Origin of the sequence: Paenibacillus stellifer (genome assembly GCF_000758685.1) — a bacterium.
Taxonomy (GTDB): domain Bacteria; phylum Bacillota; class Bacilli; order Paenibacillales; family Paenibacillaceae; genus Paenibacillus_AQ; species Paenibacillus_AQ stellifer.
On record NZ_CP009286.1, the window covers coordinates 3,997,851 to 4,017,522 of the forward strand.

Annotated in this window: 16 protein-coding genes and 2 tRNA genes; 3 read left to right on the top strand and 15 right to left on the bottom strand. The window is 55.2% G+C overall.

Annotation, left to right across the window (positions count from 1 at the left end):
* The first annotated feature begins 64 nt into the window (after positions 1–64).
* On the top strand, positions 65–880 hold the full coding sequence (locus PSTEL_RS18520; RefSeq protein ID WP_169744512.1) for an MFS transporter: 816 nt from the start codon (positions 65–67) through the stop codon (positions 878–880).
* 43 nt (positions 881–923) lie between these two features.
* On the top strand, positions 924–1,565 hold the full coding sequence (locus tag PSTEL_RS28200) for a nitroreductase family protein (protein WP_218917557.1): 642 nt from the start codon (positions 924–926) through the stop codon (positions 1,563–1,565).
* Here PSTEL_RS28200 and PSTEL_RS18530 read toward each other — a convergent pair.
* From PSTEL_RS18530 to lspA, 13 genes are all read right to left on the bottom strand, one after another.
* Positions 1,566–1,639 (bottom strand) — tRNA-Ile (locus PSTEL_RS18530).
* Between the two features lie 52 nt (positions 1,640–1,691).
* Positions 1,692–1,765, bottom strand: a tRNA-Met gene (locus tag PSTEL_RS18535).
* 75 nt (positions 1,766–1,840) lie between these two features.
* A complete protein-coding gene (locus PSTEL_RS28030) occupies positions 1,841–2,005 on the bottom strand; it encodes a hypothetical protein (protein ID WP_169744605.1) in 165 nt (54 codons plus the stop codon).
* 158 nt (positions 2,006–2,163) lie between these two features.
* A complete protein-coding gene (gene pyrE, locus PSTEL_RS18540; RefSeq protein ID WP_038697584.1) occupies positions 2,164–2,805 on the bottom strand; it encodes an orotate phosphoribosyltransferase in 642 nt (213 codons plus the stop codon).
* Positions 2,802–3,518: an orotidine-5'-phosphate decarboxylase gene (gene pyrF / locus PSTEL_RS18545; RefSeq protein ID WP_038701260.1), complete on the bottom strand. Its 717-nt coding sequence runs from the start codon at positions 3,516–3,518 to the stop codon at positions 2,802–2,804. The genes pyrE and pyrF overlap by 4 nt, the downstream gene beginning before the upstream one ends.
* Before the next feature lie 207 nt (positions 3,519–3,725).
* Positions 3,726–6,947 carry a carbamoyl-phosphate synthase large subunit gene (carB, locus tag PSTEL_RS18550; protein WP_038697586.1) on the bottom strand — a complete coding sequence of 1,074 codons (3,222 nt, stop codon included), beginning with the start codon at positions 6,945–6,947 and terminating at the stop codon, positions 3,726–3,728.
* Positions 6,948–6,951: 4 nt separating this feature from the next.
* The gene (gene carA, locus PSTEL_RS18555; protein ID WP_052098678.1) at positions 6,952–8,130 is read right to left on the bottom strand and encodes a glutamine-hydrolyzing carbamoyl-phosphate synthase small subunit; all 1,179 of its coding nucleotides are present in this window, start codon (positions 8,128–8,130) and stop codon (positions 6,952–6,954) included.
* Between the two features lie 185 nt (positions 8,131–8,315).
* The gene (locus tag PSTEL_RS18560; protein WP_038697588.1) at positions 8,316–9,614 is read right to left on the bottom strand and encodes a dihydroorotase; all 1,299 of its coding nucleotides are present in this window, start codon (positions 9,612–9,614) and stop codon (positions 8,316–8,318) included.
* Positions 9,615–9,714: 100 nt separating this feature from the next.
* Positions 9,715–10,623, bottom strand: a complete 909-nt coding sequence (locus PSTEL_RS18565; protein WP_038697590.1) for an aspartate carbamoyltransferase catalytic subunit — start codon at positions 10,621–10,623, stop codon at positions 9,715–9,717.
* A 1-nt stretch (position 10,624) separates the two neighbouring features.
* The gene (gene pyrR, locus PSTEL_RS18570) at positions 10,625–11,203 is read right to left on the bottom strand and encodes a bifunctional pyr operon transcriptional regulator/uracil phosphoribosyltransferase PyrR (protein WP_038697592.1); all 579 of its coding nucleotides are present in this window, start codon (positions 11,201–11,203) and stop codon (positions 10,625–10,627) included.
* 456 nt (positions 11,204–11,659) lie between these two features.
* Complete coding sequence (locus tag PSTEL_RS18575) at positions 11,660–12,913, bottom strand: LL-diaminopimelate aminotransferase (protein WP_038697594.1); 1,254 nt, start codon at positions 12,911–12,913, stop codon at positions 11,660–11,662.
* Between the two features lie 138 nt (positions 12,914–13,051).
* On the bottom strand, positions 13,052–13,990 hold the full coding sequence (locus tag PSTEL_RS18580) for an RluA family pseudouridine synthase (protein ID WP_052099281.1): 939 nt from the start codon (positions 13,988–13,990) through the stop codon (positions 13,052–13,054).
* 33 nt (positions 13,991–14,023) lie between these two features.
* Positions 14,024–14,527, bottom strand: coding sequence for a signal peptidase II (lspA, locus tag PSTEL_RS18585; RefSeq protein WP_038697598.1), 504 nt, complete (start codon positions 14,525–14,527; stop codon positions 14,024–14,026).
* 238 nt (positions 14,528–14,765) lie between these two features.
* On the opposite strand from lspA, the gene PSTEL_RS18590 reads away from it, so the two are divergent.
* On the top strand, positions 14,766–15,497 hold the full coding sequence (locus PSTEL_RS18590; protein ID WP_038697600.1) for a TraR/DksA C4-type zinc finger protein: 732 nt from the start codon (positions 14,766–14,768) through the stop codon (positions 15,495–15,497).
* 18 nt (positions 15,498–15,515) lie between these two features.
* On the opposite strand, the gene PSTEL_RS18595 is transcribed toward PSTEL_RS18590, so the two are convergent.
* Both PSTEL_RS18595 and ileS read right to left on the bottom strand, forming a co-directional pair.
* Entirely contained in the window at positions 15,516–15,848 is a 333-nt protein-coding gene (locus PSTEL_RS18595; protein WP_052099283.1) for a DUF5665 domain-containing protein, read from the bottom strand.
* A 242-nt stretch (positions 15,849–16,090) separates the two neighbouring features.
* The gene (ileS, locus tag PSTEL_RS18600; RefSeq protein ID WP_038697602.1) at positions 16,091–19,180 is read right to left on the bottom strand and encodes an isoleucine--tRNA ligase; all 3,090 of its coding nucleotides are present in this window, start codon (positions 19,178–19,180) and stop codon (positions 16,091–16,093) included.
* Between the last annotated feature and the right edge of the window lie 492 nt (positions 19,181–19,672).

Genomic DNA, 19,672 nt, shown 5'->3' on the forward strand with positions numbered 1-19,672 from the left:
TCTATTTAAAATGATTTCACCATTATACACTATCTTCATAACTCACAGAGAGGAAGATGTGAACATGACCAGTGATCTGAGATCCCGGAATTTCACAAATAAATTATTAGTAATGTTGTCCATTATTTGTGCCATAATGGTAGCCAATTTGTACTACGATCAAGTTTTATTGACTGATATCTCCAATTATTTTTCTATAGCTGCTTCCTCATCCGGCAAGCTTGCAACCTCTATACAGATCGGCTATACATTGGGGTTGTTGTTTATTGTTCCATTAGGAGATCGATTTAGCAGAAAACCGTTAATTATTTTAAGTATGATTGGTTCAGCTGTACTATTATATCTAATGACTTTAGTCTCTACATTTAATTTAATGGTAATTGCAGGATTCTTCATGGGCCTTTCCAGTGTTACGGCACAGCTGATCATCCCGTTTGTTTCGTCAAATATTTCGTCAGCCAAACGAGGGAGCATCGTCAGTCACTTATTAACCGGAGTATTTCTTGGCGTGTTGTTAGGCCGGGTATTAGGAGGAGTTGTCGGCCAATTACTGGGATGGAGAGCAGTCCATGAATTGGCGGCAATCGTTGTGTTAGCCCTGGCTGTTTACTTATTTTATACTCTTCCGCAGGATCAAATATCAAAGGAAAATTCATATAAAAATATTCTGTTGTCCCTGCCTCCATTATTGAAAAAGGAGAAAGTACTAAGAGAAACCATCGTTTTTGGTGCTGCCGCATTTGTGCATTCAATATTTTTTGGGTCTCTTTGTCCTTTTAGAAAGCAGTCCCTATCATTATGGCAGTGCCGTAGCTGGAATCTTTGGTTTCTTAGGTGTAGCAGGTGCAATAGCGGCCGGATTTGCAGGGAAACTTGCTGACAGCAGCAAGGTGAGCTCATGGAACCTGCTTGCTCTGGCTATCATGTTCATCTCTTTTATTATCTTAGGCATAGGCTGGTCAAGTCTCATCATTATTATCTTCATTACCTTTACTCTGGATGTTGGTTCAAGAATGAATATGTCTCTAAATCAGGGACGGATTTATAAGCTAGATCTCCAGAATCACAGGTGTCAGCCGGAATCCCCAATTCATCAAGTAAAGGAATGTCTGAAATGCGGCTTATGCGTAAAGGAGTGCCCTGTTTATGTATTAGAACTTAAAGAAAATGGCCCTGAAGAAGTTGCTGCTGAAGACTGCATTGCCTGCGGCCATTGTGTAGCGATATGTCCAAGGGAAGCCATTGATAATATGAGAACACCTTTATCCAATCAAATCAGCTCAAAAACATATCCAAAACTAAATCCGGAGGAGGCGGAAAACTTTCTTCGTTCAAGACGCTCCGTTCGCTCCTATAAAAAAACGCCTGTCCCCAGAGAAAAATTAACAGAACTTGTCCGTATTGCGCATTTTGCTCCCAGCGGACATAATCTTCAGAACTGCTTGATCAAGCGGTTTCCCTTGTCATCGATGAATTTGAAACAACTCACTAACATAACCCAACAACCTACTAACATAAACAAAGACAAGCAAAAAACCCTTGGCAAGCCAAGGGTTTCAGGGTAGTGGGCCCTACAGGACTCGAACCTGTGACCAATCGGTTATGAGCCGACCGCTCTAACCAACTGAGCTAAGGGCCCTGATTAATGTCTCCGTATGAATGATGACGGGTACTGCCTATGTGAAGCATTATTGCGGGGGCAGGATTTGAACCTGCGGCCTTCGGGTTATGAGCCCGACGAGCTACCGGGCTGCTCCACCCCGCGTCAGTGATCAACATTCAAACAGCGACAATAATTAATATACAGGATAGCAGGGCCATTAGTCAAGTGTTAAATGGATTATGGAAGAAATCGAACTCCGTACTTACCTTTGCGGGAGCGGTAGATCTCTACATAGCTGGGATCATGGTAGCCGTAAATCCAGCCATCCTGCTCCAGCCGTTTGGCCAGGCATCCGGCCTGAAACCGGGTCCGGAAGAGCTTGGCGAAGTAAATCCAGTTCATCAGGATGTCTCCTTTATGAAAGGTCTCGACTGCTGCAGGTATAGGATGCCCCTGAATCACGTCTTTATGCAAAAGCGCAATACACAGCACCAACAGCCCACGCCGAGAGGCGATGGGCTGTTGCTTTGAAGCAGGATAGACTGGAATGATGTAATGGTTTAGACGCCGAACGAAGACGGATCTTTTCTCCACGACTGGAGCAGTTCCACGTCGGTGGAGGCGATTTTTCCCTGGCCCAGCGCAACGTCGATCAGGGTACCATAGTCGGACAAGCTCTGCAGCGGAATGCCTGCTTCCTGGAACGCCTTCTCCGCCCGGTCCAACTGGTAGCTGAAGATGGCGAGAACAGCGACCGGATCGGCTCCGGCTTCCTTGACGGCTTCCGCAGCCTTCAGCGAACTGCCGCCTGTCGAAATCAGATCCTCGATCACGACAACTTTCTGTCCCGGAGAGATGATGCCTTCGATCTGGTTCTGCTTGCCATGTCCCTTTGCTTTATCGCGGATATAGGCCATCGGCAGGTTCAGCTTATCCGCCACCCAGGCGGCATGCGGTATGCCCGCTGTCGCCGTTCCGGCGATCACCTCGGTGCCGGGATATTGCGTGGCGATCAGCTCTGCGAATGCGTCGGCGATGTAGCTCCGGATTTCAGGGTAGGAGAGCGTAAGGCGGTTATCGCAGTAAATGGGAGACTTGATGCCGGATGTCCAGGTAAAAGGCTGCTGCGGACGCAGCGCCACCGCTTCAATTTTCAGCAGATAGGATGCAATTTGTTCGCTTCGGTTCAATAATGGGCTCATGCTTGGATCATCTCCTTAATAATGTTCTCCGCGGCTTGGCGCGGATCAGGTGCAGCGGTAATCGGCCGGCCAATGACGAGAAAATGGCTGCCTTGCCGGATGGCCTGTCCCGGCGTCATAACCCGGCTCTGGTCATCAAGCGACGAGCCGGAAGGGCGAATGCCCGGTGTAACGGTGCGGAAGCCGCTGCCGCACGCGGCAGATATGGCCGCAGCCTCCTGCGGCGAAGCCACCACGCCGTCCAGCCCCGCTGCAGCGGCCAGCTGCGCGTAGCGCACTACGGTATCCGGCACTTCGCCCGGGATGCCGATCTCGCCGTTCATCACGGACTGGCTGGTGCTCGTCAGTTGGGTCACGGCGATGACCAGCGGCCGCTTCAGCGCCGGGTTCTGCGCGATGGCGAGCTCAACGCCCTCCAGAGCCGCCTTCATCATGGCTGAGCCACCGGCTGCATGGACATTGAACATGTCGACGCCGAGCGCCGTCACACTCTGCGCTCCGCCCTTGACGGTGTTCGGAATATCATGCATTTTCACATCCAGGAAGACGGAATAGCCGTTATCCTTCAGTTCGCGTACGAAATCCGGTCCAGCCGCATAGAACAGCTGCATGCCAACCTTCATGTAGCATGGAATGCCTCTCAGCTTCCCGATCATCTCCCGCGCCTGCGACGCATCCGGGTAATCCAGCGGAATCATCAGCCGGCCGGCCATCTCCTCCCACTGCGTGTCCTTAGCACTGCTCCGTTCGTGCGCCGGGGCGCTTGAAGCGGTATCCTTCTCTCCGGTCATCTCCATGCTCCTTTACTGATAACATTACGTGCACCCGCAAAAGGTCCGGGCACAGCGGAACGGTCTGCGATGCCCGCAAACCGTCCCTGTTGATCGGTGTATGATTATCAAGTTTCCGTTACAAGCGGCTTATTGCCCAACGAAAGCCGGCATCGATTGCGAGGAGAAGTTGATCGTCTCCAGCATGCGCAGCAGCGCCGTTACGGTATCGAGCGATGTCATGCAGACGATGCCGTTCTCTACCGCCTCGCGGCGGATGCGGAACCCGTCACGCTCCGGCGTCTTGCCCTTGGTCAGCGTGTTGAAGACAAAGTTCGCCTGGCCGCCGCGGATGAGATCGATGATCGTCGGCTCGCCTTCGCCGATCTTGTTGACGTTCATCACGTTCAGGCCAGCCTGCTCCAGCGCCAGCGCCGTGCCGCCGGTAGCGATGATTTTGTAGCCCAGACGGTGGAAGCCCTTCATCAGATCTACGGCAACTTCCTTGTCTTTGTCGGCGACAGTAACGATGATCGAGCCCGTTGTCGGGATCTTCATGCCCGCCCCGATGAGGCCCTTATACAGTGCCTTGGCATACAGTCTATCGCGTCCCATAACCTCGCCGGTCGATTTCATTTCCGGTCCGAGCGTCGGTTCTACTCTGCGCAGCTTCGCGAAGGAGAATACCGGCACCTTGACGGATACGTAGTCGCTCTCCGGCCACAGTCCTTCCGAATAACCCTCGTCCTTCAGCTTGCCGCCAAGAATAACCTGGGTCGCCAGGTGGGCCATCGGGATGCCCGTTACCTTGCTCAGGAACGGTACGGTGCGCGAGGAGCGCGGATTAACTTCGATGACATACACTTCGCCTTTGTAGATGACGAACTGGATATTCACAAGCCCGATCGTCTTAAGCTCCTTCGCGATCTTCACGGTGATGTCTACAATCTTGCGTTGAAGTCCAACCTCCAGATGCTGCGGAGGATATACAGCGATGGAGTCGCCCGAGTGGACGCCCGCGCGTTCCACATGCTCCATAATGCCCGGAATGACTACGGTCTCGCCGTCGCAGATTGCGTCGACTTCGACTTCCTTGCCCAGCATGTAGCGGTCGATCAGAACCGGATGCTCCGGATTAACCTTGACCGCTTCTTTCATGTAGCTCAGTAGTTCAGTGTCGGAGTAGACGATCTCCATCGCCCGACCGCCGAGCACGTACGAAGGACGTACCAGCACCGGATAACCGAGCGACTGGGCTGTGCCTACCGCTTCGTCCACTGTCGTTACCGTGCTGCCTTTCGGCTGGGCGATATGAAGGCGGGACAGCAGCGCTTCGAACCGCTTGCGGTCTTCCGCTTCGTCGATGCTCTCCAGGCTTGTGCCGAGAATCTTCACACCGGCTGCGCTGAGCGGAGCCGCGAGATTGATCGCTGTCTGTCCGCCGAACTGAACGATAACGCCGATTGGCTTCTCCTGCTCGATGACGTTCATGACATCCTCGAAGAAGAGCGGCTCGAAATACAGGCGGTCGGAAGTGTTGAAGTCCGTCGATACGGTCTCCGGGTTATTGTTGATGATAACCGCTTCGTAGCCCGCTTTCTGGATCGCCCAGACCGCATGTACGGTGGAGTAGTCGAACTCGATGCCCTGGCCGATACGGATCGGGCCGGAGCCGAGTACAATTACCTTTTGCTTGTCTGAAGCCAGCACTTCGTTCTCGGTTTCGTAGGTCGAGTAGTAATAAGGCGTCGTAGCTTCAAATTCGGCTGCGCAGGTGTCTACCATCTTGTAGACTGGCTTCAGCCCCTGGCCAAGGCGGAATTCACGCACTTCGGCTTCCTTCGTCTGACTGCCTCCCGGCTGGCCTTCCGCCCGCAGTTCAGCGATCGCGCGGTCTGTGAAGCCGCGGCGCTTCGCCTGATACAGCGTCTCCGGCGTCAGGCTTTCTTCTTCGCGGATGCGGTCCTCGAAGGCGATAATGCCTTCGATTTTGTCCAGGAACCACCAGTCGACCTGGGTGATATCCTGAATTTCCTGCAGCTGGTAGCCGCGGCGGAACGCTTCGGCGATCAGGAACAGACGCTCGTCGTCCGGCTTCGCCAGACGGGTCTTCAGCACCTCGTCCTCCAGCAACTCGGCGCCCGGCAGCTTGAAACGGTGAACGCCGATTTCGAGCGAACGGATCGCCTTGTGGATCGATTCCTCGAATGTGCGACCGATCGCCATAACCTCGCCGGTCGCTTTCATCTGTGTGCCAAGCTTGCGGTTGGCGTAGATGAACTTGTCGAACGGCCAGCGCGGAATTTTGCTGACGATATAATCCAGCGTTGGCTCAAAGCAGGCATAGGTCTGACCCGTTACCGGGTTGACGATTTCATCCAGCGTGTAACCGAGCGCGATCTTGGCCGCCATCTTGGCGATCGGATAGCCGGTCGCTTTGGAAGCCAGCGCCGAAGAGCGGCTGACACGGGGATTTACTTCGATAACATAGTATTGGTAACTCTGCGGATCGAGCGCGAACTGCACATTGCAGCCGCCTTCGATGTTCAGAGCGCGGATGATCTTCAGGGAAGCGCTGCGCAGCATCTGATACTCGCGGTCGGACAGCGTCTGGCTCGGAGCCACGACGATACTATCGCCCGTATGCACACCGACCGGATCGAAGTTCTCCATGTTGCAGACCACGATGCAGTTATCGTTCGCATCACGCATGACTTCATATTCGACTTCTTTCATGCCGGCGATGCTCTTCTCGATCAGACACTGGCCGATCGGGCTGTAGCGAATACCGGCTTTAACCGTCTCGCGCAGCTCGTCTTCGTCCGCACAAATGCCGCCGCCTGTTCCGCCCAGCGTGTAGGCCGGACGTACAATAACCGGGTAGCCGATTTCTCCGGCGAAGTCCAGCGCTTCTTCCAGCGTCGTCACAATCGTGCTCTCCGGCACCGGCTGCTCCAGCTCACGCATCAGTTCGCGGAACAGGTCGCGGTCCTCGGCCTTCTCGATGGAATGAAGCTGGGTGCCCAGCAGCTTGACATTCTCCTGCTCCAGCACGCCGGCGCGCGCCAGCTCAACGGCCATGTTGAGGCCTGTCTGTCCCCCGAGGGTCGGCAGCAGTCCATCCGGACGCTCCTGGCGGATGATGCCGGTCACAAAGTCGAGCGTGATCGGCTCGATGTAGACTTTGTCCGCCATGTTGGTGTCGGTCATGATGGTCGCAGGGTTGCTGTTAATCAGGATAACCTCTACGCCTTCTTCCTTCAGCGCCTGGCAGGCCTGAGTTCCGGCGTAGTCGAATTCGGCCGCCTGGCCGATAACGATCGGACCAGAGCCGATCACGAGAATTTTCTTAAGCTTATCGTTCTTAGGCATTCGATTAATAGGCTCCTTTCACGGCTTCAAGCTGCGGTTTCGTTGTAGGGGCCGAGTTCCGGGCATCCGCCGCAAGCTGCGCCTGACGGGACACGGCTGGAGTGTTCTTTTTGTGCTGTGCAATCATTTCTAGGAACCGGTCGAACAGATAGCCGCTGTCATGCGGTCCAGGCGCTGCTTCTGGATGATACTGCACCGAGAAGGCAGGGAACCGCTTGTGCTTCAGACCTTCGATCGTCTTGTCGTTGTTGTTGATATGTGTAATTTCAAGCTCAGTGCTCTTAACGGACTCTTCATTAACGGTGTAGCCATGGTTCTGGGATGTGATGTAGCAGCGTCCGCTTTCCAGCTCCTTCACGGGATGGTTGCCGCCGCGATGTCCGAATTTCAGCTTCTCGGTATCGGCGCCGCAAGCCAGGGCGAACAGCTGATGGCCCAGGCAGATGCCGAAGATCGGATAGTTGCCGAGCAGCTCGGCAATCGTCTTGGCGGCGTAAGGCACATCTTTGGGGTCCCCGGGACCGTTCGACAGCAGAATGCCGTCCGGATTGATCCGGCGGATTTCGTCAGCCGTTACATTGTGGGGAACCACGATCACGTCGCAGCCGCGGTTATTGAGCTCGCGCAGAATTCCTGTCTTGGCGCCGTAGTCGACCAGCACGATCTTTTCCTTCGTGCCCGGGCTGCTGTAGGCGCTCGCCGTCGAAGTGCGGGCCACCTGGTTGCGAAGCTCGGCAATCGTCGTATCGTTCATCATTTCCATAAGCTCTTGAACCGGCTTGTTCGAAGTGGTGATGATCGCTTTCATCGTGCCGTAATGGCGGATGATCCGGGTCAGCATCCGGGTGTCAATATCGCTGATGCCCGGAATGCCATACTCTTTCAGCAGATCGTCGACGCTGTATTCAGCACGCCAGTTGCTCGGCACACTCTCATGACGGCGCACAACGAAGCCGTGAACGAATGGGCGCACGGATTCGAAATCGTCACGCGTAATCCCATAGTTCCCGATCAGCGGATAGGTCATCGTCACGATCTGTCCGCAGTACGAAGGATCGGACAGCACCTCCTGGTAGCCTGTAATTCCTGTATTAAAAACGACCTCGCCGGTCTTCTCGCCCTCAGCGCCGAATGCGGTGCCGGTAAAAAGCGTTCCGTCCTGAAGCAGCAATCTAGCCTGCATTCTTCATCCCACTCCTCTTCATCAGTAATTATGGAAGCCCTCGAACTTGGCTCAGCAAATTGAGGCTCTTCCTCGATATTCCTTCATCCAGTGTGCCGGATAAGGCAGCATGAATGTATTTATCGCATAATGGGGCGCCCGGGGTTGTGCCCAGAGCATTCTCCTAAGCCATGCTTCAGTCCGGCTTAATCCTTAAGACCGGCTACAGCCTCTTCACTCCATACGATCCGGCCTTCGTTCACGGTCATAACCGGCCAGCCCTTGAGCTTCCAGCCGGTGAACGGCGTGTTGCGCCCTTTGCTGGCGAAGCTCTCCGGATCGACTTCCTTTTCCGCATCCAGATCGATCAGTGTCAAGTCAGCAGGAGCACCCGGCTTCAACTCGCCGGCGTTCAGGGCGAATACCCGCGCCGGATCAGCCGTCATCCGCTGCACCAGCAGCGCCAGACTCATTTGGCCTGTTGCCACGAATTTCGTGTACATCAGCGGGAAGGCGGTCTCGAAGCCGACGATGCCGAACGGAGCGAGCTGCATGCCCTTGGCTTTCTCCTCGGCACTGTGCGGCGCATGGTCGGTGACGATCATATCGATCGTTCCGTCCAGAAGCGCCTCGATACACGCCTCCACATCGCGGCGGGAGCGCAGCGGCGGGTTCATTTTCCAGTTGGCGTCAAGACCCGGAATGTCCTCTTCCGACAGCAGGAGATGATGCGGGCATACCTCTGAGGTTACTTTGATGCCGATTTGCTTGGCCTGGCGGATCAGCCGGATCGATTGCTCGGTGCTCACATGGCAGACATGGTAATGCACGCCCGTCGCCTCGGCCAGCAAAATATCCCGTCCGACGTGAATGGCTTCCGATTCATTCGGAATGCCCTTGAGTCCGTGCTTGCGGGCGAAGCTGCCTTCGGCGACCGGCGCTCCAACCACCAGCGAGTTGTCCTCGCAGTGCGCGATAACCGGCATATTCATTCCGGCCGCAAGGGCCATGGCGTCCTTCATCGTCTGCGCAGTCTGTACGCCTACTCCGTCATCGGTAAAGCCGATTGCTCCGGCTGCTTTCAGCGCCGCGAAATCCGTCAGCTCCCCGCCCTTTTGTTCCTTCGTAATCGCGGCATAAGGCAGAACCTTGACCAGTCCGGCCTCGCGTGCCTTGTCTTTGATGAATGTGACGATTTCCGGAGAGTCCGTTACCGGTTTGGTGTTCGGCATGCAGGCGATCGTCGTGTAGCCGCCCTTCGCCGCAGAGCGGCTGCCCGTCTCGATCGTCTCCTTATGCTCAAAGCCCGGCTCGCGAAGATGGACGTGCATATCGATCAGTCCAGGGATGAGCAGCTTGCCGCCCGCGTCAATCACTTCGCCGCCCTGTACCGCTTCGTTGTCATCCACAATGGAGGAGATGGTCCCGTTCTCGATCACGACAGCCTTGCGCTCAAGGCCGCCCTCTGCATTCAACACGCTGGCATTTTTGATAATCACGTTCATGCTTCTCCTTTGTCGCCCGCGACGGATTCATCCGGGCTCTTTCGTTATTATATAATAAAAATTCATTTATGTGTATAATTATTAACCCTTATGAACTTCCCTACCGGATCGCCCGCTCGATAACCGCCATCCGTACCGGAACGCCGTTGGACATCTGCGGGAAGATCAGCGATTTGGCGCTCTCGACGACTGCGTCGTCGATTTCCACGTTCCGGTTAACCGGAGCCGGGTGCATAATCACCGTTCCGCTTCCGAGACGCGCTGCCCGTTCCTCCGTCAGTCCGAAATGCGTCCGGTAATCCTCAGCCGATTTGATCATACCGCCCGCGTGACGTTCCAACTGCACGCGAAGCATCATGACGACGTCCGCTTTCAGCGCCTCGTCCATCGTGACGTACGGCGCATGCTCCGCAAGCTCCGGCGCCTTCATGTTATCGGGCGCGCAGAATTGAACCTTGGCTCCCATCTCGGTCAGCCCCCACAGATTCGATCTCGCTACACGGCTATGCATAATGTCTCCGATAATGGAGACCGTCAGTCCCTTGATCTCGCCGAAGGTTTTGATCATGGTGAACATGTCCAGCAGCGCCTGTGTAGGATGCTCGTTGTTGCCGTCCCCCGCATTGATCAGCGGAATGGATACCTTCTCGGAGAGCTGCTGCAGCACACCGGTCGGTTTGAGGCGGACGACGCCGGCATCGATGCCCATCGATTCCAGGGTGCGGACTGTGTCGTAGATCGATTCGCCCTTCTCGACGCTTGAGGCGGCCGCCGCGAAGTTCAATACCTGGGCGCCCAGGCGCTTCTCTGCCATCTCGAACGAGAACCGGGTTCTCGTGCTGTTCTCAAAGAACATGTTGGATACAAATTTCGAGGCCAGTACCGGATTCAATTTCTCCGTCTGCTTGTCCCAGTAGGATGCCCTGTCCAAAATCGCCGTTATCTCGCTCCGGTCCAAGCCCTTCAGACCCAGCAGACTGCGCTCCTTCACTGTAGTCGCTGTCATCATGTTATTTTGCCTCCCAGTTCGAAATGATGTGCACTTCGTCAATGCCGTCAACTTCCTTAAGCGCCACTTCAATCGATTCATGCTTTGAGGTCGGTACGTTCTTGCCCACATAATCCGGACGAATCGGCACTTCGCGGTGTCCACGGTCAGCCAGAACCGCCAGTTGGATCATCCGCGGCCGCCCGCAGTCCATCAGAGCGTCCATCGCAGCCCGGATTGTCCGCCCTGTGTAGAGGACGTCGTCGAACAGGATAATCTTCTTGTCCCTGGTGCCGAAGACTCCCGGAGGGATCAGCAGACTGCCAGGCTCCTCGCGGCCATCGGCGCTTCCTCCGCTGCCGGTCTTCTCAAGGTCGTCGCGATAAGGCGTGACGTCGAGCTCGCCGCAGGGAACATCGGCTCCTTCGATCTCCTTGATCCGGTCCGCGATCCGCCGGGCCAGATAGACGCCCCTGGTGCGGATGCCGATCAGCACACAGTCCTCGATCCCTTTGTTCTTCTCCAGGATTTCGTGAGCAATGCGCGACAGCGCTCTGCGGATCGCCGTTTCATCCATAATGACGTTCTTCTCGGTTATCATGCTTAGCCAGCCTCCAGGACTTCAGCGCCCGTCCCCAATGTACCCGGAAATCAAAAAACTCCTTGCCCGAACCGGGCAAGGAGTGAAATCCGCGAATGTAGAGTGATGGTGGGTGCGCAGCAAAAGAACTCCGTACAGACAGACGGATTCCTTCAATAAAACCGCGAACCTCGATTCACGTAACCTTGCCAGCCTCACGGGACTGATTTAAAGGCGCTATTCATTTATCGTTACGATTATGACAGAGCGAACGGGACATGTCAACTATTACCCTCGAATATGTTCAAAATTAGGTTAACCCACTAGGAATTTTACATGCATGCCGTTTTCATATTGAGATATTTACCCGCAGGTCCAAAATATACCTGGAGATTATCATTAATTGGGAAGAAGTTTTGTGGGGAAAAAGAAAAGCGCCCAAGTCCAAAGGACTTAAGGCGCCTTGTCATATTAATCTTAGAATTCAAACTCAACGTCGCTCAGGCGGCGTTTGATTTCGGAAATAACCCGCAGCTCCTCTTCTTCACCCTTGGCGATGAAGGTAACGGAGAAGCGCACGAACGCGCCGGCATCATCCCACGGCACCGTGGAGATCAGCTTCTCGCGGATCAGATATTGGGAGAAATCTTCGCCGGATTCGAAGCGGCGGCCGTTCTTGACGCCCTTAGGAGCTTCTACATACAGGAAGAAGGAGCCCTTCGGCTTCTCAGCCTTGAAGCCCAGGCTGTTCAGCGCATCAACCAGCAGGTTGTGGCGGCGGGAATACTTGGCTGCAATTGCTTCGGTAATCTCCGGATGAGCCAGACCGTAAGCGGCAGCCTTCTGGATCGCGATAAACTGACCGGAGTCGTTGTTGTCCTTCACGTCGCCGAACGCCTTCACGATCAGCGGGTTGCCGGCAACGAACCCGATTCTCCAGCCCGTCATGTTGTACGATTTGGACAAGGAGTGCAGCTCCACGCCCACATCCTTCGCACCCGGAACGGACAAGAAGCTGAGCGGCTTCAGACCGTCATAGGTCAATGCGGCATACGGAGCGTCATGAATAACGACAACGTTATACTTCTTGGCCCACGCCACCACTTCGGCAAAAAATTCCGGAGTCGCGCTTGCGCCCGTCGGATTGTTCGGATAGTTCAGGTAGATCAGCTTCGCCTTGTAGGCGATCTCTTCCGGAATGGAGCTAAGGTCCGGGAGGAAGTTGTTCTCTTTCTTGAGCTCGACCGTATACACTTGGCCGCCCAAATATTTCGTATGTGTGCCAAGAACCGGGTATCCCGGAATCGTCATGATCGTAATGTCGCCCGGATTGATAAAAGCGGACGGCAGCATCGCCAGAGCGGGCTTGGAACCGATGGAGTGCAGCACTTCCGTCTCCGGATTGATTCCGTCTACATTAAAGACTTCCTTCAGATATTTGGCGGCCGCTTCCTTGAAGTCGGCAATCCCGTTGTCGGCGTATCCGCGGTTCTCTTCCTTGGCCGCTTCTTCCGCAAGCTTGGCGACAATGCCTGCATCCGCCATTTCATCCGGTTCACCTACACCCATATCGATCAGTTCGATATCCGGAAAATCCTTCTTCGCCGAAGCCTTGGCGCGCTTGATCTTCTCGAATTTATAGATGTTGGTGTCCTTGCCGTAGTTCGCCCCGCCGATCCGGTCGGCAAAGCTGTTCTGAATATACGTGTTCTGATATTGTTCGATACTCATGAGAACGTCCTCACTCCTGGTCCTTTAATATAGATGAGTCCGCGTGTGACGCAGACCGCCTTCCTTTTAAACCCTGTACATCAACTATGCCGCAAACCCCGCGTCAATAGAATGGACAAATCGGCTGTTCATTTGTACTTATCTGCTCCGCAGACGGGCCAGCAGATCCTCCATATCCTCCGGCAGCAGAGCGGAGAACTCCATATATTCACCCGAGGATGGATGCACAAATCCCAGCACAGCGGCATGCAAAGCCTGTCCGCCTTCCATATGGACGCCTTTGCTGCGCCCGTACACCGGGTCCCCCACCAGCGGGTGGCCGATGAACTTCATATGAACGCGAATCTGATGCGTTCTTCCGGTCTCCAGTTGAAGCTGCAACAGTGTACAATCGCCGAACCGCTCCACTACCGTAAAATGGGTAACGGCCCGCTTGCTGTTCTTCTCCGTGACGGTGTACAGCTTGCGGTCATGAGGGTCACGGCCGATCGGCGCGTCCACCGTTCCCTGATCATGCGCCATATTGCCCTGAACAACCGCCAAATACTGGCGGGTCACGCTATGAGCTTTCAGCTGAGCCGCCAGCGAATTGTGGCTGGCATCATTCTTCGCCGCCATGATGAGGCCCGACGTATCCTTGTCGATCCGGTGCACAATCCCCGGCCGAATCTCGCCACCTATTCCCGACAAGTCCTTGCAGTGATACATCAAGGCATTGACAAGAGTGCCCGAGGGATGGCCCGCAGCCGGATGAACAACCATTCCGCGCGGTTTGTTAATAACAATCACATCCGAATCCTCATAGGTAATGTCAAGCGGGATCGATTCCGGTGTCAGCTCCGACGCGGCAGGCTCCGGAACGGTAACGGAGATTTCATCCCCGGCCGCGAGTTTGTAGTTGGCTTTAACCGGACGTCCTCCAACCGTTACATACCCGCCTTCAATCCACTGCTGCACCTGAGACCGGGAGATCTCCTCCTCCCAGGACTCGGTAATATATTTGTCGATGCGTTCGCGGGCGTATTCCTCCTGAACGGTCCAGACGACGGCACCCGATTCCGAAGCCTCGTCCTCCATCCGCTCATTGCGGTCGTCCTTAACCAAAGATCTTCATTCCTTTCCCTGCGGATCGCTTGTTTCCTTCACTTCAACGACTTCCGTCTGGCTGCCCCGCATATCAAGCAGAGAGTCCAGAATGATCAGAGCAACCCCGACCACAATGCAGGAATCCGCGACATTAAAGATCGGGAACGTATAGCTGCCGAAGTTGAACATCAGAAAGTCGACAACCTCGCCAGTCAGCGCCCGGTCGATAAAATTGCCAACCGCTCCTCCGAGCACAAGTCCAAGCGCTGTGGACAGCAGGCGCCGCGTATTTTTCAACTTGTTCATATACCATACGATACCTGCTAATACGACAATCGTGACCACAACGAGAAACCACCGCTGGTTCTGCAGGATGCTGAACGCGGCGCCGCGGTTGCGGTGCGAGGTAATGACAAAAAAGTTCCCGATCACCGGAATTTGTTCATTGATTGCAAGGCGGGTGGAAATCAAATACTTGGTTCCCTGGTCAAGCAGAAACATAATCAGCGCGATCAGATAATAGATCACTTCAGCTCGTCACTCCGTTCTAATTGTCCCTTTTAAAGCCGATTCAAATGCATATTGCGGCTTATATATTGTAGCACAGGCCTTTAGAACCCGTCCATTGGGCCTGTCTGTCAGGTTATTTTGGGAAGGGCATGAAAATGTTGATTTAGTAAAATAAGCGTCAAACGGCTACCCTAAACGAAGAAGACAAGGCCGCTCGCAGCGGCGTTCGTCCGAGACGGAAAGGAGAGATGGGCCCATGAATCACCTGACCCCCGAGCAGCTATCGGAACTACGCAGCCGGCTGATCGCGCAGCGGGAGGATATCCGTTCCAGACTGCATGACCTTGACAACCATGGTCTGGAGGAGTCCATGCGCGATATGAGCGGCGATTTAACCGAAATCGATAATCACCCGGCGGATGCTGCCACCGACCTCTATCATCGTTCCATGGATATCTCTATCCAGGAGCGCGAGGAGCTGGAGCTGGCCGCGATTGACGAAGCGCTTAAGTCCATGGAAGACGGAACCTACGGCATTTGCGCCGCGACCGGCAAGCCCATTCCATATGAACGGCTTAACGCCCTCCCCACTGCCAAATACCTGAAGGAGCATAGTCCAAGACAGGAGAAGCCGCATACCCGGCCGGTGGAAGAGGAATTTTTGGCTCCGCCCTTTGGACGAAGCAGCATGGATGAGCATGAGTACAGCGGCTTCGATGGTGAGGACGCCTGGCAGATCGTTGAAAGCTACGGCAGCTCCAACTCCCCGGCAATGGCTGAGAGCAGCAACATCGACTCATACAATGACATGGAGATCGAAGCGGATGACCCGGACGGCTGGGTGGAGCCCTGGGAAAACTTCATCGCCACCGATATTACCGGAACCGAAGTAACCGTCATCGGCGGTCCGCAGTATAAGCGCTATTTGGACAGCGGAGAAGGAGACTTCCTCCTCGATCCATATGGCGGCAAAAATCAGAGGGAGTAGCCATGCGGCTGCTCCCTGTCAGTACGTATTCAGTTGAAGCTGATGCTGCACAATGCGCACGATGTCTGCGATATAATCCCCGATGATCGGCAGATTGAGCGCCCCCAGCACCTGCAGAACATAGATAATGGTTGCCGCGAAAAAGGTGAACCCGATCGCGATTCCAACCCCTCGCGCAACTCCCGAGAGCAAGTTCAGCCAGATCAGCCGCCAAGGGGAATACAGCAGCTCCGTATATTCCATGACCCGCGATTTCTCCATGCGCTGCGCCCAGCCTGTGGCGAACCGGTATACCGCATCCAGCTTCTCCGGGTCCGGGAGATCGGGCTGCCTCACGGGCGGCATATTCATTCCTTTGTCCTGTTCGGACCTTGGATATCGGCCAGGCTCCTGGCCGTTCGGCTTCCTCATGACTCCTGCCTCCGTCCCTTTAGCGCCGCAACGTAAGACGAGCCCGGGGGAAGGAGTGCCCTCCTTCCCCCGGGACTCGTCACTTTGCGGGCAGAAGCTTTCAGTCACTTACCCGCAAGTTATACGTCTGCGAACCTTTCTTCCCTAGTATATGCGCTTTGTGGACAGGTCATTCGCCGCCTTTATCCGATCAGAATGCCGATTGTTTTGCCGCCGATATCCACCGTCTCCGGCACCAAATCGTCGATGAAATTGACAGTTGTCACCAGAACATTATCTCTCAGGACATTTTCAAAAGCGGTAACCGCCTCTTTCAGCTCGGCGTCCACATTAAGCGACAGTGCTACGCGCTTGTCGATCGGCAGATCAAGCCGTTTGCGGTAATCTTGCACAGCGCGGATCACTTCGCGGACCCAGCCTTCCTGCTCAAGCTCAGGTGTGATTTCCGTATTCAGTGCAACGGTGATGCCGTAGCCGGAAGCGGAAGCGAAGCCCGGCTTGGCCTGCTTGTCGATCAGCAGCTCTTCCGCAGTGATCGTCAGTTCCTCGCCTTCCGTCGAAGTGAGCGCCAGTTGGCCGCTTTGAACCACCTCACGGGTTGCGTCGCTGTCCATAGACTTCAGAAAGCCCTGGATGAAGCCGACGTTTTTGCCGTATTTTTTACCGGCGACCTTCAAATTCAGCTTGAGTGTGAAATCGACAAATCCGCTGTCGCTCGTCTCCAGCACGATGTTCTTGACGTTGATTTCGTCCTTGATGATCTCCTCGTAATCCGCGACGCTGAAGCTCTGGTCAATCGAAACGATGAGCTCGGACAGCGGTTGGCGGGTCTTGATTCCCGTCTCGTTCCGCACGTTGCGCGCCAGCTCGACGATATTACGGGCGCTCTCCATATTCTGCTCCAGTTCCGTATCGATCAGACTCTCGTCGGCGGCCGGATAGTCGGCCAGATGCACGCTCTCGCCTCCGCCCAGGTTGACGAAGATATCCTCGGCCAGCATCGGCATGAACGGCGCCACAATCTTCGCCGTCGTCAGCAGGACATGAGTCAGCGTACGGTAAGCGTCCAGCTTCTCTTCGCCCAGCCCGCTGCCCCAGAACCGGTCGCGCGAACGGCGGATGTACCAATTGCTCAGCTCGTCGATAAAGTTCTCGATTGCCTTGGACGAGTTGACGAAGTCATTGATCGCTAGTCCTTTGTCCACAACCAGGATCAGGCTGTTCAGACGGGACAGAATCCAGCGGTCCAGCTTGTGGGACGAGAGCTTGAACGGATGCTGGGCCGGATCGTAACCGTCAATGCCAGCGTACAAGGTCAGGAACGAATGGGTGTTGACCAGCGTGTCGACGACTTTGGATTTGCTCTCTCCGACAAGGCCGCGAGAGAAGCGCTTGTTGTTCCACGGCGCGCTGTCCGACAGAATCGCCCACCGGAAGGCGTCGGTGCCATACTCATTCATGATATCCCACGGGTTGATGACATTACCCTTGGATTTGGACATCTTCTGGCCGTTCTCGTCGAGAATGTGGCCGGTTGCGATAACCGCTTTGTAAGGCGCCTTGCCCTTGAACAGCGTGGACACCGCCAGCAGGCTGTAGAACCAGCCGCGCGTCTGGTCGATGCCTTCGCAGATCATATCTGCCGGATATTGATCTTCCAGCTTATCCTCGTTCTCGAACGGATAATGGCTCTGCGCGAACGGCATCGAGCCGCTGTCGAACCAGACGTCGATCACTTCGGATGTGCGGACCATTTCCGCGCCTTCCTTGAACGGGCTGCGCAGCTTGATTTCATCCACATACGGCTTATGCAGCTCGATGTCCTCAGGCACATCGCCGATCGCCATTTCTCTCAGCTGCGCGATGCTGTGCGGCGCGAATTCCTTGCCCGTCTCCTGGCAGACCCAGACGTTCAGCGGAGTGCCCCAGTAACGGTTGCGGCTGATGTTCCAGTCCACAAGCTCGTCAAGGAACTTGCCGAAACGGCCTTCGCGTACATGTCCCGGATACCAGTCTACGCCATTGTTGTTGGCGATCAGCTGATCCTTGATGGCCGTTGTGGCAATAAACCAGCTGTCCGTCGCGTAGTACAGCAACGGAGTATCGCAGCGCCAGCAGAACGGATAGCTGTGCTCGTATTTTTCCTTGCCGTAGAGCAGCCCTTTCTCCGAAAGCGCCTTGACGATGTCAAGGTCGCAGTCCTTCACGAAGCGCCCGGCAAAATCCGTCACCGTATCCGTGTACTTGCCCGAAGCGTCCACTACGTTCACGAAGCTGATGCCGTTCTCGCGGCAGGCTTTGTAGTCATCCTCGCCGTGTGCCGGCGCCATGTGAACAATACCGGTACCGCTGGCATCCGTTACGAACGAAGCGCCGACGATGACATTGCTGCGCTCAGCCTTGATATAGCTGAACGGCGGCTGATATGTTTTGCCGACCAGTTCGGAGCCTTTCAGCTCGGACAGCACCTTGTGATCTCCTTTGGCAACTTCTTCGACCAGATTCTTGGCCATGATGTACACGCCGTCTTCCTGCTCAACGCGCACATAATCCATGTCCGGATTAACCGCAAGCGCCATATGCGCCGGCAGCGTCCAAGGCGTCGTAGTCCAGGCCAGCACGTATTCGCCGCTGTCATCAAGCTTGAATTTGGCCGTGGCGCTGAGATCCTTGACCGTCTTATAGCCCTGCGCCACTTCATGCGAGCTCAGCGTCGTCTGGCAGCTTGGGCAGTACGGGCTGACGCGGTGTCCACGATACAGCAGACCTTTGTCATGAACCGTCGCCAGGATGTTCCATACACTCTCGATGTAGGTGTTGTTCAGCGTCACATAAGGGTTGTCGAGATCGGTCCAGTACCCGATCGCTTCCGTAAATTCGCGCCACTGCTTCTCGTAGTTAAAGACGCTGTCCTTACACTTCTTGATGAATTTCTCCACGCCATAAGCTTCGATCTCCTGCTTGCCGGAGATGCCAAGCTGCTTCTCAACGCCGAGCTCAACCGGCAGGCCATGCGTATCCCAGCCCGCTTTGCGGACGACGCGGTAGCCCTTCATCGTCTGATAGCGGCCGATGAAGTCCTTGATTACGCGGCCCAGCACATGCCCGATATGCGGCGCGCCGTTAGCGGTCGGCGGGCCTTCGTAGAAGACATAGTTCGGCTTGCCTTCGCGGTTATCAATTGATCTCCGGAACGTATTCTCCTCGTTCCATTTCTTCAAGATGCGGACGTCACGGTCACGCGCTTTTTCTTTGATATCTACTTTTTGCATTCTAAGTCAACTCCTTAATAAAATCGATCCCCCTCAATCCCCCTTGCCAAGCGTATGCTTTCGAAGAGAGTTTCCATGGGAAACTTTCAGGGGACTCCAAGGGCTCCGCCCTCTGGACACCCGGAAAGTTTGTCGATATCCGGGGCAGAGGCGGGGTTTGAGTTACGTTGGCGGTAGGCCCGCTTGCCGCAAGCGGCCGCTCAACTATGGCACCCGAGCCGCGAACCCCGCAGGGGCAGCTTTCGCGAGGGGCCAATTGCGCGCGGGGCAGAGGCGCGCGCAGCCGGACAGCGCATGAAAGGCCCCGAGCGCAATCCCCGCCAGGGGAATGCGCGAGAAGGGCCGCTCCCTGCACCAACCCCCTCCCCCAAACGCACCGAACCCTGCTCAACAACAAAAATTGCGGGTGTCCAGAGGGCGCAGCCCTTGGGGTCCCCCTTACAAAGGGGGATTTAGGGGGATGACCACCGGCAAACACAAATAACGCCCCGC